The organism is Hallella colorans, assembly GCF_003096815.1.
Taxonomy (GTDB): domain Bacteria; phylum Bacteroidota; class Bacteroidia; order Bacteroidales; family Bacteroidaceae; genus Prevotella; species Prevotella colorans.
Genome location: NZ_QENY01000025.1, coordinates 1 through 25188 on the forward strand (window position 1 = coordinate 1; position 25188 = coordinate 25188).

Annotated in this window: 28 protein-coding genes; 15 read left to right on the forward strand and 13 right to left on the reverse strand. The window is 44.2% G+C overall.

Annotated features, from left to right (window positions below):
- A partial coding sequence (locus C7379_RS10890; RefSeq protein WP_133241896.1) for a helix-turn-helix domain-containing protein occupies positions 1-147 on the forward strand: 147 nt, incomplete at its 5' end.
- Between the two features lie 305 nt (positions 148-452).
- Here the strand turns inward: C7379_RS10890 and C7379_RS10895 are convergent.
- Positions 453-1613: an IS4 family transposase gene (locus C7379_RS10895; protein ID WP_336469927.1), complete on the reverse strand. Its 1161-nt coding sequence runs from the start codon at positions 1611-1613 to the stop codon at positions 453-455.
- Positions 1614-1752: 139 nt separating this feature from the next.
- On the opposite strand from C7379_RS10895, the gene C7379_RS10900 reads away from it, so the two are divergent.
- From C7379_RS10900 to C7379_RS10965, 14 genes are all read left to right on the forward strand, one after another.
- Entirely contained in the window at positions 1753-4152 is a 2400-nt protein-coding gene (locus C7379_RS10900) for a T9SS type A sorting domain-containing protein (RefSeq protein WP_004344877.1), read from the forward strand.
- A gap of 59 nt (positions 4153-4211) precedes the next feature.
- Complete coding sequence (locus C7379_RS10905; RefSeq protein WP_116617339.1) at positions 4212-5273, forward strand: radical SAM/SPASM domain-containing protein; 1062 nt, start codon at positions 4212-4214, stop codon at positions 5271-5273.
- A gap of 5 nt (positions 5274-5278) precedes the next feature.
- A complete protein-coding gene (locus C7379_RS10910; protein WP_004344873.1) occupies positions 5279-6340 on the forward strand; it encodes a Gfo/Idh/MocA family protein in 1062 nt (353 codons plus the stop codon).
- Between the two features lie 4 nt (positions 6341-6344).
- Entirely contained in the window at positions 6345-7604 is a 1260-nt protein-coding gene (gene metK / locus C7379_RS10915) for a methionine adenosyltransferase (RefSeq protein ID WP_004344871.1), read from the forward strand.
- Positions 7605-7613: 9 nt separating this feature from the next.
- Positions 7614-8252, forward strand: coding sequence for a hypothetical protein (locus C7379_RS10920; protein ID WP_025078137.1), 639 nt, complete (start codon positions 7614-7616; stop codon positions 8250-8252).
- 506 nt (positions 8253-8758) lie between these two features.
- Positions 8759-9991, forward strand: coding sequence for a site-specific integrase (locus C7379_RS10925; RefSeq protein WP_187116451.1), 1233 nt, complete (start codon positions 8759-8761; stop codon positions 9989-9991).
- Between the two features lie 27 nt (positions 9992-10018).
- Positions 10019-10486, forward strand: coding sequence for a DUF1896 domain-containing protein (locus tag C7379_RS10930; RefSeq protein WP_006948380.1), 468 nt, complete (start codon positions 10019-10021; stop codon positions 10484-10486).
- Between the two features lie 140 nt (positions 10487-10626).
- A complete protein-coding gene (locus C7379_RS10935) occupies positions 10627-10977 on the forward strand; it encodes a hypothetical protein (protein WP_025000187.1) in 351 nt (116 codons plus the stop codon).
- Between the two features lie 356 nt (positions 10978-11333).
- Positions 11334-11765 carry a hypothetical protein gene (locus tag C7379_RS10940; RefSeq protein ID WP_006948377.1) on the forward strand — a complete coding sequence of 144 codons (432 nt, stop codon included), beginning with the start codon at positions 11334-11336 and terminating at the stop codon, positions 11763-11765.
- A 6-nt stretch (positions 11766-11771) separates the two neighbouring features.
- Positions 11772-12188, forward strand: a complete 417-nt coding sequence (locus C7379_RS10945) for a PcfK-like family protein (RefSeq protein WP_116617340.1) — start codon at positions 11772-11774, stop codon at positions 12186-12188.
- A gap of 12 nt (positions 12189-12200) precedes the next feature.
- Positions 12201-12731 carry an antirestriction protein ArdA gene (locus tag C7379_RS10950; RefSeq protein ID WP_007136038.1) on the forward strand — a complete coding sequence of 177 codons (531 nt, stop codon included), beginning with the start codon at positions 12201-12203 and terminating at the stop codon, positions 12729-12731.
- 17 nt (positions 12732-12748) lie between these two features.
- Entirely contained in the window at positions 12749-14020 is a 1272-nt protein-coding gene (locus C7379_RS10955; protein WP_007136037.1) for a PcfJ domain-containing protein, read from the forward strand.
- A 21-nt stretch (positions 14021-14041) separates the two neighbouring features.
- Positions 14042-14296 carry a hypothetical protein gene (locus C7379_RS10960; RefSeq protein WP_004378742.1) on the forward strand — a complete coding sequence of 85 codons (255 nt, stop codon included), beginning with the start codon at positions 14042-14044 and terminating at the stop codon, positions 14294-14296.
- Between the two features lie 4 nt (positions 14297-14300).
- Entirely contained in the window at positions 14301-14519 is a 219-nt protein-coding gene (locus tag C7379_RS10965) for a hypothetical protein (protein ID WP_116617341.1), read from the forward strand.
- A gap of 170 nt (positions 14520-14689) precedes the next feature.
- On the opposite strand, the gene C7379_RS10970 is transcribed toward C7379_RS10965, so the two are convergent.
- The 12 genes from C7379_RS10970 to C7379_RS11025 all read right to left on the reverse strand — a co-directional run bounded on the left by C7379_RS10970 (position 14690) and on the right by C7379_RS11025 (position 25187).
- Positions 14690-15658, reverse strand: a complete 969-nt coding sequence (locus C7379_RS10970) for a hypothetical protein (RefSeq protein ID WP_024999446.1) — start codon at positions 15656-15658, stop codon at positions 14690-14692.
- Positions 15659-15782: 124 nt separating this feature from the next.
- Positions 15783-16289, reverse strand: a complete 507-nt coding sequence (locus C7379_RS10975) for a glycoside hydrolase family protein (RefSeq protein WP_116617342.1) — start codon at positions 16287-16289, stop codon at positions 15783-15785.
- A gap of 11 nt (positions 16290-16300) precedes the next feature.
- On the reverse strand, positions 16301-16759 hold the full coding sequence (locus C7379_RS10980; protein ID WP_116617343.1) for a DUF3872 domain-containing protein: 459 nt from the start codon (positions 16757-16759) through the stop codon (positions 16301-16303).
- 12 nt (positions 16760-16771) lie between these two features.
- The gene (locus C7379_RS10985; RefSeq protein ID WP_116617359.1) at positions 16772-17353 is read right to left on the reverse strand and encodes a conjugal transfer protein TraO; all 582 of its coding nucleotides are present in this window, start codon (positions 17351-17353) and stop codon (positions 16772-16774) included.
- A gap of 5 nt (positions 17354-17358) precedes the next feature.
- Positions 17359-18309: a conjugative transposon protein TraN gene (gene traN / locus C7379_RS10990; RefSeq protein WP_116617344.1), complete on the reverse strand. Its 951-nt coding sequence runs from the start codon at positions 18307-18309 to the stop codon at positions 17359-17361.
- A 49-nt stretch (positions 18310-18358) separates the two neighbouring features.
- Positions 18359-19627 carry a conjugative transposon protein TraM gene (traM, locus tag C7379_RS10995; protein ID WP_116617345.1) on the reverse strand — a complete coding sequence of 423 codons (1269 nt, stop codon included), beginning with the start codon at positions 19625-19627 and terminating at the stop codon, positions 18359-18361.
- Positions 19620-19922: a hypothetical protein gene (locus C7379_RS11000; protein WP_004353772.1), complete on the reverse strand. Its 303-nt coding sequence runs from the start codon at positions 19920-19922 to the stop codon at positions 19620-19622. Before C7379_RS11000 ends, traM begins: the two co-directional genes overlap by 8 nt.
- 4 nt (positions 19923-19926) lie before the next feature.
- Positions 19927-20550, reverse strand: coding sequence for a conjugative transposon protein TraK (traK, locus tag C7379_RS11005; RefSeq protein ID WP_116617346.1), 624 nt, complete (start codon positions 20548-20550; stop codon positions 19927-19929).
- Positions 20551-20595: 45 nt separating this feature from the next.
- On the reverse strand, positions 20596-21633 hold the full coding sequence (traJ, locus tag C7379_RS11010) for a conjugative transposon protein TraJ (protein ID WP_024985800.1): 1038 nt from the start codon (positions 21631-21633) through the stop codon (positions 20596-20598).
- 51 nt (positions 21634-21684) lie between these two features.
- Positions 21685-22314 (reverse strand): DUF4141 domain-containing protein, encoded by a 630-nt coding sequence (locus tag C7379_RS11015; protein WP_004353763.1) that lies wholly within the window; start codon positions 22312-22314, stop codon positions 21685-21687.
- Positions 22315-22341: 27 nt separating this feature from the next.
- On the reverse strand, positions 22342-24855 hold the full coding sequence (locus tag C7379_RS11020; RefSeq protein ID WP_116617347.1) for a TraG family conjugative transposon ATPase: 2514 nt from the start codon (positions 24853-24855) through the stop codon (positions 22342-22344).
- A complete protein-coding gene (locus C7379_RS11025) occupies positions 24852-25187 on the reverse strand; it encodes a DUF4133 domain-containing protein (protein ID WP_088401310.1) in 336 nt (111 codons plus the stop codon). Before C7379_RS11025 ends, C7379_RS11020 begins: the two co-directional genes overlap by 4 nt.
- Position 25188: the final 1 nt, after the last annotated feature.

Genomic DNA, 25188 nt, shown 5'->3' on the forward strand with positions numbered 1-25188 from the left:
GAAGTATGCGAACGGCTGTATATCAGCCCTCGTACCTTGCAGGACTATCGGGACAGGAAAGTTATCCCCTACACGCAATTCGCAGGGAAAATACTATACAAGGCTTCGGATTTGGAGAAGTTATTAGAAGAAAATTCCATTGCGTAGATGTTATGAAATATTTAAGGGAAAGATACAGCCTTAATTATAGAAATATTTTGTAACATAATGTTTGGGTCAGGAGGTATTTCTCCTTGACCTTTTCTTTTTTTTATAGGAATGAAACACAGTGCCATCAAACGCATTAACAAACTTCTTTCTTCGTAATTCTGTTTATATGTACCTAAAACGCAGTATTTTTCTCAGAAATCATACTAAAAACTTGGAAATGTCACACAAATTCCCTAAATTTACACCGTCTAATTTAGTATAAACCCTTTTAATAAAGAACTTCACTACTGTCCGGTTAAATTTCACCAAAGCGAAAGTTGGCGGTCATTTTCCGAATTTTGATTAGTAATTGTTTTATCAAATAGTTCATTCAACGGAGTCCTCTCAAAGAGAACTTGTCCGATGACGTTAGAGAATATGTAAAGATTTTGCTTAATATGATACATCTTCAAAGCAATAATAAGAAGCAGATAATCGCAGATAGCTATCCATATTTGCGTAAAGACTGCATTCTGTGTTGTTCCATAGAACGACTTGATATGCAAGTGCTGCTTGATCCATTTGAAGAACGTCTCGATAGTCCAACGCTCTCGGTAGAGTTCTGCAATGGTAATTGCTGGAAGGATGAAGTCATTAGTCAGGAATCGATACACAACGTTCTGAGCATAGTCTTCATATGTAACCAATCGCAATACGTCTGGATATTTCTTGGCAGTAAGCAGACCCGTGAGACTGATTGTTTCATCAGAGATAACACCAGTCTGTCTATCAACCTCTCTTGTCTCGAAAACATTGTACTTCATATTATCCTTTGCTCGGGTAACAAAGTATGCATGTTGCTGTTGAAAGATTCGGAACAGCCGATCAAAATCGACATATCCTTTATCCATAAGGTAATAGGCGCCTGTTTCGATAGGCAGCATATCCATAGCTTGGCTATCATGTACATTGCCAGGAGTAAGGAGAACAAAGTTAGGTATACTGTTCTTAACATCAACCAAGGTATGCATTTTGAATGCTCCTTTATCATGATGGAACTTTGCCCAAGGACAAAGCTGCAGACAAATATTAATGGTACTACTGTCAAAAGCATAGACCATGTTGTCGATGTTCAGGCGGTAATAATCATCCTTATAAAGGGCCTTAGCTCTACCAGCAAGTATCATTGCATAGTCTTGATAAATACGCCAGTCTTTCTTTTCGTTCATATCAGCAAGAGTAGACTTTGGTATGATTTTCAACCCCGCATGGTACAATTTGGAGTTGAATGCAGTAAGTTGAGCTTCTATGCTTCGAAGACTTGCACTGCTAGTAAATTGAGCATAACTCATGACAAGAAACTGATCACGGCAAGTGCAACGTCTTGCGTGAAAATCCCCTCGATATCTGTCAACACATTTCCTGAGTTCGTAATCAGGGATGAGAGACATCAGTTGCGAGAGTACAGTGTTTCCTACATTCATATCCTGTGCTATCTTATATATGAGACAGTACAAAGATAAGGATTCAAATCGGAAAATTTTAAAATCGCTGTATATCATTGAAAATTAACGAACTAAATGACAGTCTGGAAAATTTAACCGGACACTAGTGAAAGAACTTATGAAAAAAGGTATTACTACATTGTTAATTTTATTTGCAACAACAGTTGCTGCTTTCTCACAAAGTGTGGAGAGCATTAGTTATTACGAGAAGAATCCAAGCTTAGGTGGCGATGTGAAGATTCTCAAGTGTACAAAATCAATTACAGAGGCTCAGACTTTCACCACCTTTGAAGTCGAAGCTCCAGTTTCGGGGCTTCATTATGCCAACTTCTGGGTGTTAGGGACGAAGAAAGCAGATGGCACACTATCTGTTTACAAAGTAATGGTAAACAACGAGTTGCAAGATGATGTCTTAGCCCCTGTGTCAAACGACTGGCAGGCGATAGGCTTGAAGAAGTCTTCAAAGGTGTTCCTGAGAAAAGGCAAGAACACCATCTCTATTGTTGGGACTGCTCCTGACGTTCCAGAGGTTGAATTTGTCAGACTTTCTAAGGATTTGGGAAATTCTACCATTTCGTCTCAAAATTACAATGACTATAAGGTAGAACTTAAGACCTTATCTCATGAGAATGCACTCAGTAATGCAGAACCGTCTTTGAATTTCTGTGGCAGAGACACATTGGCTATACCTTTGTTTGCAAAAGCAAGAAGTGTTTCCTACGACTCTCCTTTGTATGATTTTGAATACATTAGAAATTGCAAAATAAAGTACTCTTTTTTCAAGACAGTTTCTTTCCAGAGAGGACAGCAAATATTTATAGCGACAAACGGAATTGACAACTATGACCATGTTCTTGAGTTGTTCAGTGCAAACAATCCTGAGCGATACACATGGAATGCACATTCCAACAATCAATGCCTTGCTTCCTTGAATGTCAACATTCCTGAGACGGGACTTTACTACGTCAGAGTACGTTCATGGCTCAATGCCACAAGCGGACTTGCTAATGTCAATATCAACGGAGAAAATTATTACAGCAATGTCCCTTTGTTTAGTTTGGGAATAGTATGTAATCAAGGAACAGATCAAGTATATAACACTTTTGTATGCTCCAAGGGAGGTGATCCGATGGTTTGGATAGAATCTTACGGAAATCCATCTGGAATTATCGCTTACAATGATGATTATCAAGGGAATGGAGACTTTGATTGGGGAAGATGGGCGCGAATTAACAAAAAGTACTCAGTAGCAGGCAATGCCGTTTTGTTGTCGCAGTACAGCTCTTATCAGCCAGAAGTTCTTTGCAATGTTTACATAAAATGTAAAAAAAGCAGCGTAAATAACGTTACATATGCTGGCTCTTTTCCTTACTTGAAGGAAGACGATGCGATTATGTCCGCTCCCGAGTCTCGAACCTATAACTGTATAAGCTGGTCTGGAGGAATAACATCCTATTGGGAATGGCCTCCTTCGACGCATTCTAACTTCTACGACCCTGACCCGTTGAGGGCTTTTGACAAATTCTATGCGTCAAGAGGACTTACAAGGGTTGGTGCAAATGCTGAAAACGGGACAGTTGCTTTATGGGCTATCGTGCGGAATGGAAAAAGAGAATATACACATGCTTCTGTTCGGGATGGGGCTGATGGCAATTTGCATGGATATGACTGGGAAAGTAAGCCTGGTGCTTTGGCACGAACTTTCCATCCTAGAAACGGAGTGAGAGGTAATTCCTATGGGGAAATCGTAGAATATTACCGTAAAGACACTTCGTTGGGAACAAAACCACAGTTAAGTGCCGATGCAAAAGTAGCACAGGTTTCGTTTACCGATTTGGAGCAAGGTCTCATTGAAAGCAGAATTGCCTTGCTGCCTGCTGGAACAGAAAGCAAGTTCAAGAGTTTAGTTGCACTTTGGGATAAGGATATAAACCAATCTCCTTATAGCAGTTTTGAACAATTAGGAGAATATGACAGTTATCGTCAGCTTAAATCTTATTGCGCATCTGTTCCGTCCAGTCAATTCTTGGTATATAAGGAACTGGGAGAAGGCAACATCTTTATGACTAAACTGTTGGAAGATTTGGTACCACAAATTCCAACAATCAAAAAAGAGACAAAATTTGGGGCTAAGCCTGTGCTGACCGCTCCTGTGGTCATTACGGAAAGCGAGCTGGTTTCTCCTTATGCAAACACGATGCTATATGTGAAAGGATTGCTCAGCGGTATGGATTTAACTCCTGTGGTTCAAGAGGATTCAGCCAATCCTACAAAAAATGGCAGCAGCTTTGGTGTAGAAGTCTCAGGGAACACTCTTAGCATAAGCTACACCCTTGAGAATGATTGTCAATTCTCGATGACTATAACAGATGTTTATGGGCATGTTGTTACCTCTTATAAACAGAATAAGTACAAGGGTTCTTATTCATACAAGGCGACATTGCCTCATAGCGGTACATACGTTATAAGTTATAGTGAAAATAACAAGACAAAACAGCAAAAGATAATCGTTGAATAATTCTTTTTCTCCGCATACCAAGTTAACTTGGTATGCGGAGAATACTATAAACATAATCAATGTATAACGTTTTAGACTATCTCGTAACTGGAGGTGCATTTGTAAAAAACATAACAGTACCTACAGATAAGACTTTATCATCCTTGATGATTTATTCCACATCACTTTGTCAGTCACGGTGTAAACATTGCTCTATTTGGAAAAAGCCAATAGAGCATTTGTCATTATCGGACATCATTCGGATAATGTCGAGCAAGTGCGTAACAAAACGGACAACCGTCGGTCTGGAGGGGGGGGAATTTATTTTACATCCTGAAGCTGATGCAATACTGAACTGGTTTCACAACAACCATACAAACTACACCCTGCTATCAAATTGCCTTGCACCCTCTAAAGTTATCGAAGCTGTAAAGAAATACAAGCCCAAACATCTGTATATTTCCTTAGATGGGAACAAGGAAACATATAAAACTCTAAGAGGGCGTGACGGATATGACAAGGTCATTCAGGTGGTGGAAAGCTGTAAGGACTTTGTTCCCATATCGTTCATGTTCTGCCTTACTCCATGGAACACGTTTGAGGACATGGACTATGTTATTCAGCTTGCCAAACACTATAACATTGATGTCAGAATAGGCATTTACAATACGATGGATTTCTTTGATACCACCGAGGACCTAATGGAGGTCGGAAATGACTACATAAAAAAGATTCCGCAATCTATCCATAAAACACAGGAAAATTTTGACTTTGTGGCTCTGTACGATGAATGGAAAAAAGGAAATCTGCGCCTAAGATGCCACAGTATATACAATGAACTGGTAATCCATTCCAATGGGAATGTTCCCCTGTGCCAAAATCTGGATGTGATTCTCGGCAATGTTCACAACAATACTCTTGACGAAATCTTCAATTCACAAAGGACTGCTAAGATTCAATGTGAGTATTCCCATGACTGCAACAAATGCTGGATTAACTACCATCGTAAATTTGACATAATACTTCTCCGTGCAGCCGAGAGGTTTTTCCCTAAAAAACTTATCGAAGCGTTTTACGGGAAATATCAGTGGACTGCTGATGAAAAATGCACGTACCGCAAATATTTCAAAGGATTAATATAGCCTAAATGACAGACATTCAGAAAATCATCAGACTTTACAAGCGCAGAAGGGATAATAAATATCTCTCCGACTGTTATGAGAAGAACTATGCTATAATTGGTTTTGGAAACCACACCATCCACAACCTTTTCCCCGTCATCCAATTTCTACAAGTCAACGTGAAGTATGTGTGCTGTTCTTCCACGAAAAAGGCAGAACTGATAGGGAAAAAATTCAAGGGCATAATAGGGACAACATCTATAAAGGATATTCTCAATGACGAGACAGTCGCAGGAGTGTTTGTGTCAGCCACACCTGCGTCACATTTTGAAATTGCATCAGAAGTTATAAAATCGGGGAAATCTCTTTTTATAGAAAAACCTCCCTGTATGTGTTTAAAGGAACTAAACAGCCTTATTGACAAGCAAAGGTTATTTGGATTTAATACCACAGTTGTCGGAATGCAAAAAAGACATTCTCCGCTTGTTTCCAGATTGAGAAAGGAAATAAAAGGCAGGGAATTAAATAGTTACAGCCTACGTTACCAAACGGGATTGTACCCCGAAGGCAATGAGATATACGATTTGTTTATACACCCTATCGACTTGGTCGTTTTTCTTTTTGGAGGGGCTAAGATACTGGCGATGCATAAAGTCAAAAGTACAAAAAAAGGTGGTGTGACCTACCTGCTGATGCTGGAACATGACAATATTATTGGTACTTTGGAATTATCCACACTTTATTCTTGGAAAGATGCTAGTGAAAATGTCAGAGTGAACACGCAGGACGGAACGTATGAAATAGACCAGATGGAGCGACTGTCATTTGTGCCATCAGTATGTACCATAGGTGGAGTACCAATCGAAAAAGTGCTCCCCACCAAATTATCCAACGAGTGTCTTTTATCAAGAAACAACTTCAATCCCATTTTGGCAAACAATCAGATTTACACACAGGGATATTTTAACGAGATAAAGATGTTCGTGGAAATGACGGAAATGAAAAATGGTACAGCAGAAGAATATACGGATTTCATGACGCTGCGTTCCACATACGCTATATTAGAAGAATTAAACAATATAAGATAAAAAGATGAGACATTTATTTACATCGGAGTCCGTTTCAGAAGGACATCCCGATAAGATTTCAGACCAGATTTCAGATGCGTTGCTTGACTATTTCCTTGCTTATGACAGAAATGCTCACTGTGCAATAGAAACATTCGTAACGACGGGGCAGGTGGTCATTATGGGTGAAGTGCGTTCCAGTACATACATCGACCTTCAGAATGTTGCCCGCGAAACAATAAACAAGGCTGGTTACACAAAAGCTGAATATCAGTTTGACGGTGATTCATGCGGTATCCTCACGGCTATTCACGAGCAGAGCGATGATATAAACAGAGGCGTTTCCAATAAAGATACGGACGAACAGGGTGCAGGAGACCAAGGTATGATGTTCGGCTATGCTACCAATGAAACCGAAAATTATATGCCAGTTTCTCTTGATTTGGCACATCTCATTATGAGAACACTCTCCGACATACGCAAGGAGGGCAAGGAAATGACTTATTTACGCCCCGATGCAAAAAGTCAGGTAACAATAGAATACACCGAGAACAAAAAACCTCTGCGCATTGACACAATAGTGGTAAGTACTCAGCATGACGATTTTGACGTGGACGACAAGAAGATGCTGGACAAGATTAAGAACGATGTGATTAACATTCTTATGCCTCGTGTCATTTCCCAATGTGATTCCAAAATACAAAAGCTGTTCAACAGTAACATAAAGTATCTTGTAAATCCAACAGGAAAATTTGTTATAGGAGGTCCGCATGGGGATACGGGGCTTACTGGGCGAAAAATAATTGTGGATACATATGGGGGACGAGGAGCACATGGCGGAGGTGCTTTCTCTGGAAAGGATCCAAGCAAGGTAGATCGCAGTGCTGCTTATATGGCACGATATATTGCCAAAAATATGGTAGCAGCAGGGGTTGCGGATGAAATTCTTGTGCAGCTGGCTTATGCCATCGGTGTGGCTGCTCCTGTCAGCGTATCGGTTGATACATATGGACACAATAATGTCGGAATGTCGGACGGAGAAATTGCACAGAAGATTTTTGAAATGTTCGACCTGCGCCCTAAAGCCATTGAAAGGCAGCTTAAACTAAACCAGCCGATGTACACGGAAACGGCAGCCTATGGTCACATGGGACGGAAAAATGAAGTTGTGAACAAAACATTTACAAGCAGGTATCATGGAACAAAAAACATTCAGGTGGAATTGTTTACATGGGAGAAATTAGACATGGTGGATACGATAAAAGATAGTTTCCGCATAAAATAATTAGGGACGATGATAAGGACTAAGGGACTCTCTGTCATGTTGCTTATTTTGGAATTGCTTTTGGGACTCGTGGAATTTCTTTGTCTCTCCGGGTGTGGAAACGACAGGGAAGAATATGAGTACATCTATTACCCTGAAGGCACTTCATGGAAAGAAATAGTGACAGACCCTTTCCGTCCTTTTTTCTATCAGATTTATCTATATACTGTCAGGGAAGACACCATCATTAAGGGAGACGAATACAGGAAAGTTTATGTAAATGGCAAGAAAAATGCCGTTTTCTACCTCCACGAGCAGGGAAAACAAATTTTTTATTACGACAAGTTCATTCCCAAACCCTTACTTGTCTATGATTTTGAATGGAAAATAGGCAAGCCTGTTTCAGCATTTTTGGTTGATGACAGAAGTTTCCATATAATTGATACCATCAGGCAAATCAGCAGAGAAAAGTTGTCGCTTCATCAGGAATACAAATACATAGACACTCCGCTGGGCAGATATGTAAACTCTATAGGATTTGTTGACCAATCTCTCTTTCCGTATTCGATGTCCAAAGCAAGGGAAGGTTTCATTATTAAGACAATATATTTTGAGCGAGGGGAAAATGAGATGTTTAGTAACCATAATTACGACTATTTGTGGCAATAGAATTGTTGCCTTCAAGGAATATGCACGACAGCTAAGAAAAACCTTCTTGTATTTGTCAATCTTATCTACATAGCCATATCCGAAAGTTCACAATCCTCTCTCTCCGCTTTAGGTACTCTGAAATGAACATCAGAGAGAAATCTAAGAAAATCGTAAGTATCATAGCTACAAGTAGTTATGATACTTTTCTTTTATACCCATCCCAAATTTCAGAGTATGCACGGAGGGGGCAGAAACTCCCAAAATGCTCTAAAAAGGCTACAATCAGGCTACACATTTTCAAGGCAAAATAAAAATGTAGCCAAGAGTACATACAGAGTACATAAGGAGTATGCGTAAATTACTGCTATTCAAACAAATATGTTGAACTTTGCAGCGTGATTACAGAGGTGTTTTTGTTACCATACACCACTTCGGGCAACAATGTGTCCGACAAGCCACGGCTACAGATGGCAGGTGTTAGGACAAGACTTCTGTTCAGGCTACAACTAAAAGCAGTAAAATGTATGAAAGCTATTTTCAGAGCAGTCTTCTATCTCAGAAGCAATTATGTGAACAAGGAGGGCAAGACCCCCGTCATGCTGAGAATCTATCTCAACAACGAACGCCTTTCCATCGGCTCGACGGGCATTGCTGTCCAACAGTCCCAATGGGACAGGGAGAAGGAACGGTTGAAGGGAAGGACAACTGAAGCACTTTCCACCAACCTCGAACTTGACAACATTCAGAGCGGACTCCAGACCATCTTCAAGAAAGTCGAGATGACGGACGAGGTGTCCTTGGAGCGTATCAAGTCGGAGTATCTTGGTAAGAAGGAGGATGTGGACACCCTAATGAGCCTCTTCAACAAACACAACAGTGACGTTGCACGGCAGGTAGGCGTGTCGGTCGAAGCAGCAACCTTACAGAAATACAACGTCTGCAAGAAACACTTCTCAAATTTCCTTCGTGACAAATACGGTCGATCTGACATCCGCCTGTCCGAACTCGGCTATATCGTGATACACGACTTCGACATTTATCTTAGAACGGTTGTCGGGCAGAATCCCAACACCGCCACGAGGATGATGAAAACCTTCAAGACAATCACCATTCTGGGCAGGAAACTTGGTGTCCTGCACCATGATCCGTTCCTCAACATCCGTTTTCACATGGAACCGGTCAATCGTGGATTTCTCACAGACGAGGAAATCCTTAAAATTGCCAACAAGGATTTCGGCATCGGTCGTTTGGAACTTGTAAGGGACGTGTTCGTATTCTCGTGCTTCACGGGACTTGCGTACATAGACGTGTACAACCTCGCTCCAGAAAACATCGTCACGCTCAACGGCAAGCAGTGGATAATGACCAAGCGGCAGAAGACGAGCGTGGAGACCAACGTCCTTTTACTCGATATACCCAAGAGCATCATTGCAAAATATAGTGGCAAGACCTATCGTGACGGCAAACTTTTCCCCATGCTGACGAATCAAAAACTGAACAGTTATCTGAAAGAAATTGCCGATATTTGCGGTATCAAAAAGAACCTGACCTTCCACCTTGCCCGGCACACATTTGCCACGATGTCCCTATCCAAGGGAGTTCCCATCGAATCCGTAAGTAAGATGTTAGGACACACCAACATCAAGACAACGCAAATTTACGCCCGTATTACCAATAAGAAGATAGAACACGATATGGATGAACTGGCTGACAAGTTGGGTACTTTCAATACGGCATTAGGCATTTCCTCAAAATAATGTATATAATTCTAAAATTTTGAATTTATGACAACAACAAAGAAAGAACTTTCCTACTTCCGTCTGAAGTTGGAAGCGTATCTCGGAGAGCATTTCCCTGAGAGAGAGAATGACAATGCGTTTGTAACCGCTCGCGCAGACGAGGCATTGACGGCTTACTGCGATGCCGTGGCGCAAGGGTTCTCCTACCCCGAAGCAGAGACGATGGCAAGCGAGGTGCTGTACCACGACCTACACTTCTCAAAGTATGATACCATTGTTTCCGTACTGGAGCAGGAGTTTGAGAAGGAACTGCCAAGTCCGCTTCCCGAAAGGTTAGCACTAATCCTGCTGAAAAACAAGGCAATTCAAGCGGTATTTGCTAAGTACGAACTCACAGACAACTTTGCGGCAGGTACAGAATACGACAAACTGTACACCGAACTGACTGGTACAATCGTGCTGCTCATTGAGGTCAATGGTCTGCCGACGATAGGCGGTGAGAACATGGCTTGATACTTCACCATCGGGGGCTTTTGTAGTATCAAGAGCCAAGATAAACGCTCCACTCCACACGTCAAGAGTTTTGCAAACACTTGTCTTTGTGTCGTGTGCGCATCTTGTTATCGCTCTTGAAACTATTAAAAGCCTCGATTATGAATAATATAATCATCATGAATCAAGACATTCATCAGCCCGCCTTCATCAAGGCAGACGCATCGTATAAAACCGAGAAGAACAGGCAGCCACCGAGTTCTCCCAAGCAAGTCCGCCGCTTCGGTTGGACACGCTTCATCGAACTCGCTGTTCTGCTTTCCATCGTTATCGGTGCGGTTTACCTCATCTCGAAGATAGTTACGCCACAAGTCGTAACCGCCGTTTCGGTTATTCTCGGTTTCCTGATACTACGCTTCATTGTCAGAGTGATACTGCAAGTAACCTTTACAATCCTGCGTTGGCTGTTCTGGCTTGCCGTCATCTTGGCAATCCTGCTCTGTGTGCTCTAAGGCACAAGGAAAGATATTCTTCGATTCATTCTTCTTTATGGGTGGTTATCTCGATTGAGGTAGCCACCTTTTTCATTTTCCATACTGGCGTTGCACTTTCGCTTCTCACGTCCACATATTCCACTTTGATATGCCATAAGTCGGTGCTGATTTCTTTTTATTCGCAAAGGTAGTAAGGGGCTACGGCTTGCACAAGGTCAGTGCCTTTGGTTTGTACGGAAAATCTCCACACCTACATTTCATTTCGGGTAGTTTTTTCCTACAAAACCTTGTGCCGGCTGCGCCCCCTACCTTGTTCTTGCTACAAAAAGGAATCAGCATACTCCGATCTTTGGACGCATAAAAAAAATGTCATTATGGAACAGCAGAAAGTAAATATCACATCTTCGATGAAGAAAAAAGGATATAGCTCCTCCTCTCATTACCGCATAAGTTCGGTGGTTGATGAAAGTGAGCGTTTGGTGGCAACTAAGTTTGTGCAGTGGGATGTTGAGCCTTTGGAAACTTTGAGCCACAGCAAGGTTTATTTATTGCGTGTGAAACTCAATCGTGGGGAGCGAATGAGCCGTGAGGAAAAGAATTGGCTTGCCGAAGCGGTGAACACTAACACCTACTTCCGTACAGCCGTACCCCTTATGGGTTATCGGTTTGACTTTATGGACGTATTGAAGAAGTATTTGGTCAATCAATACGGACATTGGGCAGAGTATTACGCACCCGACAGAACAAGCCTAAGAGCCTACCTATATGGACGCATCAATCAAATAGTAGAAATTCCCAAATATTAAACGACTATGAAAGGAACAGAACATTTTACGAGAGCAATAGCCGAGTATCTCAATCAGCGTGCAGCGACAGACCCTTTGTTTGCGCCCAACTTGATGAAGCCTAACAAGAGCATCGAGGAGTGTGTAACCTACATCTTGAACCAAGTGCAGGCGAGTGGCTGCAATGGATTTGAGGACGATGAAATCTACTCAATGGCGGTACACTACTATGACGAGGATGAAATTGAAGTAGGAAAGGAAATCACTTGCAGAATGGCAGTAAATCATCTTGTAGAACTCACAGAGGAGGAGAAAGCCGAAGCAAGGCAAGAAGCCATCAAGCAGTACCAACGTGAGGAACTCGCCAAGATACAGAGCCGTAACGCAAGACCACAAAAGAAAGAAACGGCAGAGGTTGCACAACCTTCATTGTTTGACTTCTAAAAAGCAAAGACTATGGAACGATACGATTTAAGCGAAGCACGCATCTATGTAGGCACTTATGCCAAGTACAACGAAGGCTCACTAAGAGGTAAGTGGATAGACCTTTCTGATTGTTACGACCAAGACGAGTTTATGGAGGTATGCCACGAACTCCACCAAGACGAGGAAGAACCCGAATTGATGTTCCAAGATTGGGAGAACATACCCGAAGAACTCATTGACGAGGGGCATTTGGATAGCAACTTCTTTGAACTGAGGGACGAGGTGGAGAATTTGGACGGTATGAATGTGAGTGCCTTTTGGATATGGGTAGAGAATACCGGCAAGGATTTAACCGAGTCCGTCTATTACCTAATGAGACAATTCAATTCCGCTTTTGTAGGCAGATATGTGAACAAAGAAGAGTTTGCAAGGGAAATAGTAAGTATGGAACACGAACTATCCGAGTTTGCAGAACGATATTTCGATTATGACAAGTATGCGGACGAACTCTTTGACGAGGGGTATTGGTTTGAGAGTGGATATGTATTCCGCGACGAGTAAAACAAGGAGGACAGAAAATGAAACCAAGAAATAAATATGAGAAGGCAGTCCTTGCCGAGAGTAAGCACCTTCGCCCGATAACCAAGACACAGAGCAAATGGGCATTCCGTGAATGTATAGACCATTTCGCCTACCGACTGCCCAAAGGTCGCACAACGTGTATGGATTGTGGGCATAGTTGGACAATAGAAAAGCCTACGGACACTTGCACCTGCCCCCATTGCGGGGCAAGGTTGCAGGTCAAGGGAACCTTTCAACGCAAGATTAGGCAGAAGCAGTACTTTACGATACTTACCGCTTGCGGAGAGTACCAAGTACTAAGAATGTTTCTTCTTTCCGTGGAAATGGAGAAAGGTTGCAAGGCATCTTCATATACCTTTGAAATCGGTCAGTATTGGTGGAACGCACAAGGAAGAAAAACGATTATTGCCGTTCAACGAACATTAGGCAGATACATTGACACCTTTTCTTTCTGTTCGCCAATGGCAGTACGCAACGACAACGAAGCCTACCGCCATATATCGTACTCACCGATATATCCCAAGTTCAAGGTTACGGACACACTCCGCAGGAATGGTTTTGAGGACAACTTCCACAATATAGTGCCTACTGAACTCATACCAGCATTGCTTTCCGATAGCCGTGTAGAAACCTTGTTGAAGTCGGGACAAATCCCGCTACTCAAATTCTTCATGCACAATGGTCGAAGAAGCATTGATAGCTATTGGGCATCTATCCGCATCTGTTTGCGAAACGGCTACCATATAGAGGACGGAAGTCTATGGTGTGATATGGTGGATATGCTCAATCAATTAGGCAAGGATATTCACAATGCCAAGTATGTTTGCCCCACCGACCTAAGAGCAGCGCACGACCATTACCAAACCAAGCGCAGGGCAAGGCAGGAGCGTGAGAACATTATCAAGAAGCGCAAGGAAGCGATGGAAGCCGAACAAGCATACAAGCAACTCAAAGCAAAATTCTTTGGCATAGAGTTTACGGACGGCATTATCCGCATCCACGTTTTGGAGAGTGTGCAGGAGCATTTGGAGGAAGGCACGGCAATGCATCATTGCGTATATGACGCACACTATTACAGCAAACCGCAGTCGCTTATCTTCTCTGCAACAAAGGACGGCGAGCGCATCGAGACCATCGAGGTATCATTGGAAACAATGAAAGTGGTGCAAAGTCGTGGAGTGTACAACAAGAACACTGAGTACCACGAGCAGATACTCGCCTTGATGCAGAAGAATATGAGGATGATAGAGCAGAGAGCAACCGCATAACAATCCATTAAACAAGGGAATATGAAAGTACAGGTAGAAGGCATTATTTGTAATTGGGCAGATGAGATACCCAACGTCATCGTGAGAGTTATCAATGCCATAAGCATAGCCGAGAACAAGGAGGAGTTGCAGACCGCACTCCTCCAAATCTCCCAAGAAACGGAACTTGACAAGTTCTTTGTCTATGGTTACGGAGCGCATCACTTTTGGCTCACTCATCGCAGGTTATCGAATGGCGAGCCGATGGAACACAGATTACTCATTGCTGAATTTTGAAAATATGGAAAGAAAAGTTTACAGAGTACGCACCCAATACGTTTTTGAAGGTATGTTTGAGGTAGTAGCCACAAACCGAGAGGAAGCCGAGCGCAAAATCCTTGAAGATTGTGGTATGGTGATGGGCAGAGGAGTACATACCATCCTGTCCGATGAACAAATCAACTGGGCTTTTGAAACCCACCCCGAAGAACGGATAATTGAAACTATTGAAAAGTCCTAACACAATGAGCCACGCAACCTCAAAAATTGCGTGGCTTCTTTTCTTTCTCTTTGAACAAGCAGGCGACCAAAGAAAAGAAGCAAAAGAAAGTCGCAAGAGTTATTTTGCCAATATTATATATCACACAAAATAAAAGATGAACCAAATTAGATTTTAGATGGAGTCCCTTCCTATTTGGGATGCATCTCAATCTGCCCCACACGATAGTTTTCGTCTATCTTGTGGATACGGAAAATGAAGACTCGCTTATTGTCAGCAAGGAAGTTGATAAGCACTGTGTCGAACTTGTCAGCAGTGATGTAGTTCTCTTCTATATTGTAGTCAGCTAGCGCTCCAGTAACCACATCTGCGATACGGTTAAAATCATCAAAGAAAGGCTTCACCTTGTCGTCAGGAGTGGAGGTACAGAACTGAAACTGTTTACCACCAAGCATGTTGTGCTGATAGAATCTGAATATCGGCACAATTATATTATCCTTGCCTGAGATAACTTTGTCACGGTCGCTGAACCATCCGAATATCTCTATCGGCAATTTCTCAAGAACCTTCACCGATACATATGCCCCGAGAAATGCCGTAATCAAGATGTCGTTGAACAATTTAATGTCAGGATTCTTGCCGTTAAGCGTTGCGAGTTGCTGGTTTATTGTATTCACCACTTTCTCATAATGCTTTAGAATTTCTTTATTGCAAGCCGTTTTCTTCCATTCTTCATAGCAGTCGCATATCATTTGAAACGTTTCTTTGACTTTCTTCAAACATTGGCCGTACGTTCGAGCAAGGAAATGCTTTCTGTCGTTGAACACAAATGAGAATACCAACACGTTTTCGTTCTTCAAGTAAGACAGGAAGTCTTTGTCCACCGTGTTCGTCTTCTTGATGTCTGATGGTTGCATGTCGTGAATCTTCTGTTGCATTTCAGTGTACTTCGCTTCGTTCTCAAATGGCATAAGTACAAAAGTCATCACATCATTGGCTTTATTCTTGTCATCAAGGCAATAGTCACTGAACATCAGCCACTTGCTACAACTTGAGTTCTTGTGTTGATACTCAGCAATTACACCTTCCATCTCCGCATTGGCGAAAAACTCATCTAACAAAACATGTATAGGATGCTTGGGGATTTTACAATTATTCATAATCAAAAATATTTATTGTAAATATACTATAAAAAATCAAAAAGTCCAAATTATTGATGTTTTTTTTGCAGAATTAGGTATGCGTGTAACATCTTCCTAAGCAAAATCTCTACTTATTTGACAATTAGGGTATATAAAACAGGGCAAACTCCACATTTCGTCGTTTGACCAATCCATTCAAAACTTTTCCTTTGTACCTGCAGAACGAAACATACTCCCGATAAAAGTTCCTATCTCCTGCCTCTATCTTTCGTAGCAGCCTACTCTTGGGGTGCTTACCATAACCGAGCAATCGCCCTACACCCACATTGTAGGCAAGCAAGGTCAGCAGCAGCGCATCCTTACCATAGCCTTTGAAGTGTTCAAAGCATTTCCAAAGGTCGGCACGCAGCAGGGAGTCCGCCTGCCGTTCCGTCATATCCGCCGTGAAACGCTCTCCCCGTTGCAGCTGATGCCCATAGCCAACATACGGATAATTCTTCCAGCCGTGCAATCCCTCAAAGTATTTTACTACGACTACCGCACGCTCAAAAGGTGGCAAGTCTGCCAGCCGCACCCTGCGCTGGGCAAGGGTCGGCTGACAGAACAGGCAGAACACACAAAGTAAAATGAAAGAATTTATCGTTCGCATCAATTATGGTCTTAGTGGCGAGAAGATGCAGGCTTATCCTTGCCCTCTTCCCGCTCGTTGTTAAAACTAAAAGTCAGCTGCTGCACCTTACCGAAACTATCCTCCACATATACATCTATCGTCTGGCGGTCAGATGACAGCGAAGTGTAGTATAAGCGGAACACATCTTTTGTCAGCGGATAGCGGTCGTTTGGCTTGAATACCGTGCCATTGTCCATCCTTAGCAAGCCCTTGCCGTCAGACTGGAAGTAACGTATCGTATAGCGAGTGTCGGCAAACTCACCACCTCGTTTGAGCGTGCAGCGTATCTCAGCCGTCTGTCCCCTTATGATATCCTTCTGAACCGGCATTGTCTCCACCGTAAACGGATAAGACTGCTGAACATCCAAATCCCTATCACAAGCAGATAGGCAAAACACGGCAAGGGACAGCACACCCATTACCCAAATCGTATTCAATATCTTCTTCATCTTTTCTTCTACTTAAAAGTTAAACCTTAGTCCTGCTGAAACAGCCGGACGGAAACGATGTACGTCCGTTCCAAAGAGGAAACGTCCCTGTGCCCTTACAAGAAAGAGAACCCTGTCTGTTAAGAACACTTCCACCGAGCCATGCATGGCACCGCCATAGACAAAGTGGGAACGGTCGAGCAGTGTCGCCCCATCGGGCAGCAACTTCTTGTCCTCATTCAGCTGCTCATAGCCACCCAAGGCGGATATGCCACCATAAAGAAACACATTCTTACCTCTGTCGGAAAGAACAGGGTGCATATAACCCACCTGCAAGAGTGCATCCTTGAGTTTTACGTTATAACTTCTGTACGGCATATTCTGCTGTTCATACTCTGCCATAACAAAAGTATAATTCTCATGCCCCAAATATCGGGTGAGTGATGTTCCCATGCCGAAATTGTCAGCAGCAAGAAACTTTTCTCCCTTGATAAGCGGAACACTCCCTACGACCTCTATGCCCCTTTGCTTAGGTATCAGTCGCTGTGCCTGCGATGGCAGACTGAAAGCCATTGCCACCGCTGCACAAACCGATAAAATGATTTTCTTCTTCATAATGTCTACCACTTCAGTTTGAGGTTATCAATCTTCTTTGCCAATTGCAGGTCTTCTGCCGTTACATGGAAAGTCAGCGTACAACCGCCATTTCTTTCATAAAGCGTCACTTCAAGCTGCTTGTCCTCTGCAAGAGAAAACTGTTCGAGCGCAAACACAGTGTGTTCACTGCCCATACCACGCACCTGCATCACCTGATGATAGGCGCGAAGTGGCTGCAACACCTGTTCCTGTATAGCGGTACGCTTTGCCATCTTCTTATCAACTACCTTAAAGGTGATAAAATCCACCGAGTACGGCATGTTTGTACCGTTTTCCATTCGAGTGTGGAAATACAGCAAGCCGTTATGGGCGTACAAGCCACGAAGCAGGAACTTCATGCCGAACTGCTGTGCACCGATATGCTTAATGCTGCGTCTGTCATTCTGATAGATAGTCTGCATCATCAGCTTTACTAATACGGGCGACTCGTTACCAAGTTCCTTAAAGTAAATGTCAGAGCGATTGCTTGGCAGTCTACCTTCCGTCGTAGAGAGAAAGTCTTTCATCTCGATGCTTAACTTCTCCGGCTCATCGGCATACTTGACGTTGAAAGCATAGAAAGAGCCGTCCTCACAGATGACACTCATGCTAGTCTCCGTTTCAAAGTCCTTCACCGAAGCCTTTACACGCAGTACGTTCTCTGCATCCTCCGCCTTCCCCGCGATGATGTTCTGCGAACCTAAGTCTACATAACGAATAGCAGAAGGAAAGATAAGATGCACGGTCTTGTCAAAGGTAACGTCCAGACCATACGGCAGAACGACACGTCCCGTTGGTATGGCACGGCTCATACCTTGAAAGAGTTCGCCCGAAGTAAGCGGACGGCTCGGTGTCAGACCATCATTGTTTTCCTGTGCTGTGGCTGTTGCTCCCACCATGGCAAGCATAGCCATTGATAAAATAATTTTCTTCATTGTTCCTTTTTTATTTGATGTTATTTTTTACTTATCATTTTCGATTGTTTTATTTGGACTGAACCAAGAAAAGGCGGTAGCCACCCTTGAGCGTTACCTTGATGGTGCGCAGCTTCTTCTGAAGCAGCTGACTTGCACCCTGCATCACCCCACGGGCAGCCTCCGATATAATCTGGTCCTTGGCAGAGGAAGCGAAGGTAAAGGATGTTCCCATTGAACCGCCGATGTTCGCCCCGACTTCCTTAAGCGCATTGATGTCCTCCGAGCCTGGTATATACACGCCCTCCTGTCCGTCTGTGTCGTATGCCGAGAGCTTGACGGCTATGATATGCCCGTCTACCTCAATGCTTTTGATAAGCAGGTGCATACGGTTGCCTTCTATCTTGGCGACAGCTATCAAACGGCTCTGCCGTGGAATGTGCAACCCCTCTACCTTGGCACTTTCAAGCAGACGAAGGACCACATTGTCACCCTCCTTGAGCGTGCTCGTTCTGTCCACTACGACTTTCAGTGTATTGCGCATTGTAGGTACAGCCGTGCTTGCGAGCGAATGGAAACCCAAGTTGCGAGCCTTTTTGCCGTATTCCTCCATAAAGTACACATCGCTCATAGGCTGATCAAGTGAAGAAACTATCTGCCTACGCTCCGGCAGAACTTCCATTGCAGGCTTTTCATTCTGCATGGTCTTGCCCTTAGCGGCTTCAGAGCCACCAGCAGTGTCTTCCGTCTTCTCCTTTCCAGCCGTCAGACCATTATTGAAGGTAGGTGGAGTTGATGCTTTAGGGAGATACTTCGCTGCCATTTGATAGCTCTTTTCCATCAGTGCAAGCTGTCGTTTCTCTTCATTGTCCTCCTTACTGTCTTTGGCAGAGAGTTCCTTTTTAAGGTTATCTATTTCCGAGCGCAAGGCTTCACGCTCCTGCTCGTGTGGGTCAGGAGCGTAGAAGGAGTTCAAGAGGCGATTGTTCTCCTCATAGCGATGCATAGAACTTTCTATCTTTGCCGTAGATGCTGCTGTCTCTGCACGCTGCTCCTCTGATGGAGCAGTGTTCTGTGCAAAATAGTCCGATAGCCTGCCCATCTCCTCGCGGGTCTGTTCTTCCTCGTGCGCCTTGTCGCCTAATTCATAGGCTTTGAGCTTGTTCTCGGTTAGTTTTTCTGTCGTTGCCTGCGGGATGCTGTCATTGAGTCCCTGCTCCGCAGCGGTCTTATCCTTGCCCGAAGGTGCGAAGATAAACCACATCGAGAGGGCAAACAGTAGTCCTAATCCTCCGAAGACCAAGCCTTTCTTCATTTGTTCTTTCTGTTTATTATCCATTTTCTTTGATTGTTTGATGATGTTGTAGGTAAAAATTGCCGTGTAACTCTTGTAAAGTACTGTCTGTCCGTATCGGACTGTCCGTCAGCTTTCCCGTGGGAATGGGTAGTTTTTCCTTCTTTGGAGGAAGGAAGAACTGTGCTATCATCCAAAGCGAGCAGAGCAGATAGATGAAGCTCAGCCCATAGACGATTTCCTTTCTCTGCCTTATCGTAAGTCTTTCACACCGATGGCGGAGCCATAGGTGAAAGCGCAGATAGTGACGTGAGAGTAAAAAGTTTCTTTTCCTTGCCATAGCCTTATCGTTTATAAGTCTGTATGTCCCTGTTCTCCTTGACAAGGAAGTTCTCCATAAGAAAACCTTGCGGGTTATTGTCCGAACGGACAGAGTTCTGCAGCGTGCAGGTCGTAACAAGACTGCGCTCTGTAACGTTACTCTGACGGACGATAAACTCCCGTGCATAGGTTGTTACCGCATAAGGGTAAGTATTAAAGTTGCAGTGGATAGAGTCCACCTCTATGCGCTGATTGACATTGCCCGATATGGCACGGTTATAATAGCCTTTCTCTGCCAAGTCTTTGTAATAGTTGAAAGCCGACTTATCACACAGCACGAAGGCACGCTCCATGTTCTTCTCAATGGCATCCTTGTCAGGCGCAATGGTGAAGAACAGCTCATGGAAACGACGTACATGCTCCCTTGCCTCTACGGGACGATTACGACTTGCATCCTGACTGAGGGCAAGCATGAGCGACTTTCCCTGGTCAAGCACATAGATTTTCTCCCTCTGCTCCTTAGCGAAGCTGTACGAGGCATAGACGGAATAACCGCTTACTACCACGCAGACGATGGCAAAGACAAAGGCATAAAGTCTTATCTGCCTGAATGAGGTCTCGATATTACCAAGTGATTTGAATTCCATTTTTCTTTTATATCTGTTGATTAATTAAGCATAGTTGTTCGATTTCTATTTTCCTTTGAGCAGTGCACCCTTGATACGTCCACCGACATTTCCCACAGCAGCACCTGCGCCAGCCATAGCAGCCTTGCCACCAGTATATGCGCCTTGCGCACCATGCTGTGCTGTCTGGTTGACATTACGACCGTATGAGCCGATACCACCTCCAGCTTCGATAATCCAACCTGCCACGGTAGGTACACAGAAGTAGCCTACAATACCGATAAGGAAGAAGACGATGTAGTACCACGTTCCCGAATCAGGCAGGTAGTTAGGGTCACTGAGTGCTTCGATGTCCTTCTGTACCATCAGCACCTGTATTTTCGTAAGCAGTGCCGTAAGAATAGAGCTGACAGGCAGCCACAGGTAGACAGAGATATAGCGTGAGAACCATGCCGTAAGTGAGCCTGCAAGACCATCCCATACGGCAATGCCGAAGACTATCGGACCGAGAATGGCTAGAACGATGAGTATGAAGGTGCGTAGCGTGTCGATGATAAGCCCTGCAGCATGGAACAGAAGTTCTAAGAGGTCGTGTACCATCTTCATGATCCACTGCTTGGTCTGATAGGCAGCACGCTCGGCATACATACCCGCTATCGTCACGGCATCTTCAGGTCCGATGATACCCATTTCCTCTATCTTCTCATCGAATTTCTCGTTGGAAACAAGGTAGGCTGTTTCAGGATTCCTAAGGTAGGCTTCCTCCTGCAGCTTGTCCCGCTTGGCAGTAAGTTCTGCAAGGTTCCCTTCCTGCTGGTGTACCATCATCTCCGTTCCCTGCACTACGGGCGAGAGAACGGCATTCATCGTACCCAGTACGACTGTCGGAAAGAACATGATGCAAAAGCCCAGCACGAAGGGGCGGAGAAGTGGAAAAACATCTATCGCCTCGGCACGGGCAATGGAAGCCCATACCCGAAGAGCAATATAAAAGAGCGCACCCAAGCCCGCAATACCCTTGGCAATGCCCGTCATCTGGGCACAGAGTGGCATCATCTCGTCATAGGTTGAGCGTAGCAGCTCATGTAAACTGGCAAAATCCATAAGCAAAAGTGTTTTATGAAAGTTCTTTCAAGTTCTTTTTTGTCTGTGGATTTACCAATACCTGCTTGCCGTATTACCATAGAGCGCCTTAACAGAGGCAAGGTTGTTCTTCTCCCTTGCACGCACATAGCTTACGGAGATGTTTTTCCTTGTGTAGTATGATACAAGCGAGCGGTTTTCCCTCAGTGTGGTATAAATGCGGTCAATTGCCTGCATTCGTTCGTGGTCGTTCATCGAGAAGACATTACTCTTAACGATGGACTTTAGTTCCTTGAGACTCTCACCACTCTGCTCCAAAAGCTTGGCATAGCCCGAAGCCATTGCTGCGAGTTCCGAAGGGCGGAAGTTCTTGTCCGAGAGCATCTTCTTATACGAGGTAACGTAAATCTCCGAAATATCGCCCACCATCAGGATACACTCCTTGACCTTATAGGCATCCCCAATGAGGTTATTCACCTTCTTCAGGGCATCATAATACTTCTTGGTGTCGTTGTAGAGTTTTTCCACCTCCTTAAAACCGTCAAGGGTGTTCTTCACCGTCTTCGAAGCTGTTGCAATCTCCTTGACCGAATTGACGATGTTGCCGGCAAAATTGCCAGGGTCGGTTACTACCCACTGTGCGTGGGCTTTGGGAACAGAAAGGCTCAATCCTAAGAGAGCCATGAAAATGTACTTTTTCATTGTTACTATAGTTTTGATGGTTTGTACTTATTTCTTTTTATTGTTTCTTTTCTCTATGGCAAGCTGACGAATAGCTGTTTCGATATCACCACCGAGCTGTGCTGCCCTGTTCATCACCTCCACCTTCTCGGTTTCCTCTGTGGTGTAAGTCAGGTATTCCTCCATGCTCACTTCCGTAGCATAGACGGCACTCTGCATACCGCCCAAGCCTATCCATACCTCCTTGTAGAGTCGGTTGGGGTCATTGTTTTGATTGATGGAGAGAATCTGGCTCTTTTCCTTTTCAGACAAGCCGAGCATCGCCTGTATGCCGTCGAACTTGGTCATGTACTTGCGCTGGTCAAGCAGTATCTTACAGTCGGAGTTATTAATAATACTTTCCTTGACTATAGGAGACTGAATGATATCGTCCACCTCCTGCGTTACGACAATGGCTTCCCCGAAATACTTTCTCACCGTCTTATAAAGATACTTGATGTAGTCCGCCATGTTTGCCGAAGCAATGGCTTTCCACGCTTCTTCAATCAGTATCATCTTGCGGATACCCTTTAATCGGCGCATCTTGTTGATGAAGGCCTCCATGATGATAATCGTTACCACAGGGAAAAGGTCTTTGTTGTCCTTCACTTGGTCGATTTCAAAGACGATGAAGCGTTTAGAGAGCAGGTCAATGTTCTTGTCCGAGTTCAGCAGGAAATCATATCGACCACCACGATAGTATTGCTTCAATGTCGTTAAGAGGTTGTTAATATTGAAGTCTGAGAGCGTTACCTTGATATCACGCTTTTCCATATCCTTGCGGTACACGTCCCGCAGATACTCATAGAAAGTATTAAAACAGGGCGTAACGCTGTGGTCAGCACATATCAGCTCAATATAGGAGCTTACGGCTGAACCAAGTTCGCCAGCTTCGGTCTTAGTAATATGCTCATCAGCACTTTTCCAAAGTGTAAGTAATAACGTGCAGATACTCTCCCTTTTCTCTACATCGAAGAAGTAATCATCCGTATAAAAGGGGTTGAAAGATATCGGACTTTCATTGGTATAGGTGAAATACACGCCGTCTTCTCCCTTGGTCTTGCGGTGGATAAGTTCGCACAAGCCCTGATAGGAGTTACCCGTATCGACCAAGAGGACGTGTGCTCCCTGCTCGTAATACTGGCGTACCATGTGGTTGGTGAAAAAAGACTTGCCACTGCCCGAAGGTCCCAAGATAAACTTGTTACGGTTGGTGATGACTCCCTTTTTCATCGGCAAATCCGATATGTCCAAGTGGACGGGCTTTCCTGAAAGGCGGTCTGCCATCTTGATACCAAAGGGAGAGAGCGAATCCTTATAGTTCGTCTCTGCCGTAAAGAAGCAGAGGGCAGGCTCGATGAAAGTATAGAATGACTCTTCTGCTGGAAAGTCTGCCGCATTGCCAGGAATGCCCGCCCAGTAGAGCGTTGCCGCATCAATGGTGTTGTGGCGTGGGTGGCATTCCATAAGAGCAAGTGCAGAGCCCACGTCATTCTTAATCTGGCGAAGTTCTTCCTTATCGCTACTCCATGCCAATACGTTGAAGTGAGCACGGATGGAGGTCAGTCCCTGTGAATGGGCAATATTGAGATACTCCTGTATCCACTCCTCGTTGATTTGGTTGCTACGGCTGTAGCGTGCCAGCGAGTGCATGTTTCTTGCCTGCTTTTCGAAGCGTTCCAAGTTGGCGTCGCTATCCTCGATGAAGAGGTACTGGTTATAGATATGGTTGCAGGGTAGCATCAACCCTACGGGAGAGGCAAAGGAAAGACGGCAGTCGCTTCGGTCGGTCGATAATCGCTCATATCGGCTGTCTGTGCTGACCGTTGTAGGCAGGTCGTCCGTGTCGGAGAGCGTATGCAGACAAATCATATTGTCGCCCACACGTACAAGGTCTGCGCCCAAGCGGATGTCCTCCAACGAGGCGTGTCTTTCTTCCGAGAGGGAGAAATAACGGTCCAAGAGACCGCCTTTTTCCTTTGTACCAATCAATTCATCTTCAGTCATGCGGACAATCCTTATCTGCTCGGTATCGTTGATGATGCGTTCAAACTGGTCTACAGCTTCCATGAACTTCATCACTTCGTCCTTGTTGGTGATTTCCTTGGGAATGAGGTATCCACGGCAGAGCGAAGAAAAATTGCTCTGCTGTGCCATACGCTGCTTGTTGGTCTTGGTCAGGAAGAGATAGACTGAGTGGTGGAGATAGGGACGTTCATTAAAGTGCCGTTCAGAGGAACGGGCAAGGAAGCTCAGTCCGCCATCGGAGAGTTTTCCTTGATAGTCCTCCTTGATAAACCAGTCCTGCTTGTGTACGATGCTGTAATTGGGTAGCACTTTTATAGCCTTGTGCCAAGCAGAGTGCATTGCTTCGTATTCTATAGAAGTGACGGTAAAGAGTTCGGGCAGCTCCACACGGAAAGCCACTGTGATGTCTGCATCCTTGCTCACCATACAGCCTTGCTCAACGGAGAGCAGCGGGAACTTCGACTCCAAGGTGGTTATCTTGCTTTTATTTCTCATTGTTTCGCTTTCTTTGGTTGAAGGTTACGGATAAGGTGGCAGACCGTACGGCGGTTCACAAGGTAGCGTGGGTGCATACGCACTGCTCCTTTCTTCATCAGCCCATATTGCCCGTACTTTCTGTTCATGGTGAACGTTTGCCATACCACAAGGCTGGCACCCACTACACCTATGACAAGACAGGTAATTTGGCTGACTCCACAGAGATAGAGAATAACCACGAGAATAAAGACAGCCAGCAGCCCTCCTGCAAAGAGGAAGAGATACTGTGCCTTCAAGCCCTTGAACTCTACCGTCCGGCCTACACCTTTGTTGATTTCAAATGCTGCCATC

Excerpts from the sequence above, each read along its gene's own strand:
- metK (WP_004344871.1), top strand. The coding sequence starts at position 6,345 with ATGAGACATTTATTTACATCGGAGTCCGTTTCAGAAGGACATCCCGAT.
- C7379_RS11020 (WP_116617347.1), bottom strand. The coding sequence starts at position 24,855 with ATGAGAAATAAAAGCAAGATAACCACCTTGGAGTCGAAGTTCCCGCTG.
- C7379_RS10940 (WP_006948377.1), top strand. The coding sequence starts at position 11,334 with ATGGAACAGCAGAAAGTAAATATCACATCTTCGATGAAGAAAAAAGGA.
- C7379_RS11000 (WP_004353772.1), bottom strand. The coding sequence starts at position 19,922 with ATGGCAAGGAAAAGAAACTTTTTACTCTCACGTCACTATCTGCGCTTT.
- C7379_RS10900 (WP_004344877.1), top strand. The coding sequence starts at position 1,753 with ATGAAAAAAGGTATTACTACATTGTTAATTTTATTTGCAACAACAGTT.
- C7379_RS10945 (WP_116617340.1), top strand. The coding sequence starts at position 11,772 with ATGAAAGGAACAGAACATTTTACGAGAGCAATAGCCGAGTATCTCAAT.
- C7379_RS10980 (WP_116617343.1), bottom strand. The coding sequence starts at position 16,759 with ATGAAGAAGATATTGAATACGATTTGGGTAATGGGTGTGCTGTCCCTT.
- C7379_RS10925 (WP_187116451.1), top strand. The coding sequence starts at position 8,759 with ATGAAAGCTATTTTCAGAGCAGTCTTCTATCTCAGAAGCAATTATGTG.
- C7379_RS11015 (WP_004353763.1), bottom strand. The coding sequence starts at position 22,314 with ATGAAAAAGTACATTTTCATGGCTCTCTTAGGATTGAGCCTTTCTGTT.
- C7379_RS10935 (WP_025000187.1), top strand. The coding sequence starts at position 10,627 with ATGAATAATATAATCATCATGAATCAAGACATTCATCAGCCCGCCTTC.
- traN (WP_116617344.1), bottom strand. The coding sequence starts at position 18,309 with ATGAAGAAAATTATTTTATCAATGGCTATGCTTGCCATGGTGGGAGCA.
- C7379_RS10920 (WP_025078137.1), top strand. The coding sequence starts at position 7,614 with ATGATAAGGACTAAGGGACTCTCTGTCATGTTGCTTATTTTGGAATTG.
- C7379_RS10965 (WP_116617341.1), top strand. The coding sequence starts at position 14,301 with ATGGAAAGAAAAGTTTACAGAGTACGCACCCAATACGTTTTTGAAGGT.
- C7379_RS10930 (WP_006948380.1), top strand. The coding sequence starts at position 10,019 with ATGACAACAACAAAGAAAGAACTTTCCTACTTCCGTCTGAAGTTGGAA.
- C7379_RS11025 (WP_088401310.1), bottom strand. The coding sequence starts at position 25,187 with ATGGCAGCATTTGAAATCAACAAAGGTGTAGGCCGGACGGTAGAGTTC.
- C7379_RS10960 (WP_004378742.1), top strand. The coding sequence starts at position 14,042 with ATGAAAGTACAGGTAGAAGGCATTATTTGTAATTGGGCAGATGAGATA.
- C7379_RS10895 (WP_336469927.1), bottom strand. The coding sequence starts at position 1,613 with ATGAATGTAGGAAACACTGTACTCTCGCAACTGATGTCTCTCATCCCT.
- traJ (WP_024985800.1), bottom strand. The coding sequence starts at position 21,633 with ATGGATTTTGCCAGTTTACATGAGCTGCTACGCTCAACCTATGACGAG.
- C7379_RS10955 (WP_007136037.1), top strand. The coding sequence starts at position 12,749 with ATGAAACCAAGAAATAAATATGAGAAGGCAGTCCTTGCCGAGAGTAAG.
- traK (WP_116617346.1), bottom strand. The coding sequence starts at position 20,550 with ATGGAATTCAAATCACTTGGTAATATCGAGACCTCATTCAGGCAGATA.
- C7379_RS10905 (WP_116617339.1), top strand. The coding sequence starts at position 4,212 with ATGTATAACGTTTTAGACTATCTCGTAACTGGAGGTGCATTTGTAAAA.
- C7379_RS10950 (WP_007136038.1), top strand. The coding sequence starts at position 12,201 with ATGGAACGATACGATTTAAGCGAAGCACGCATCTATGTAGGCACTTAT.
- C7379_RS10970 (WP_024999446.1), bottom strand. The coding sequence starts at position 15,658 with ATGAATAATTGTAAAATCCCCAAGCATCCTATACATGTTTTGTTAGAT.
- traM (WP_116617345.1), bottom strand. The coding sequence starts at position 19,627 with ATGGATAATAAACAGAAAGAACAAATGAAGAAAGGCTTGGTCTTCGGA.
- C7379_RS10910 (WP_004344873.1), top strand. The coding sequence starts at position 5,279 with ATGACAGACATTCAGAAAATCATCAGACTTTACAAGCGCAGAAGGGAT.
- C7379_RS10975 (WP_116617342.1), bottom strand. The coding sequence starts at position 16,289 with ATGCGAACGATAAATTCTTTCATTTTACTTTGTGTGTTCTGCCTGTTC.
- C7379_RS10985 (WP_116617359.1), bottom strand. The coding sequence starts at position 17,353 with ATGAAGAAGAAAATCATTTTATCGGTTTGTGCAGCGGTGGCAATGGCT.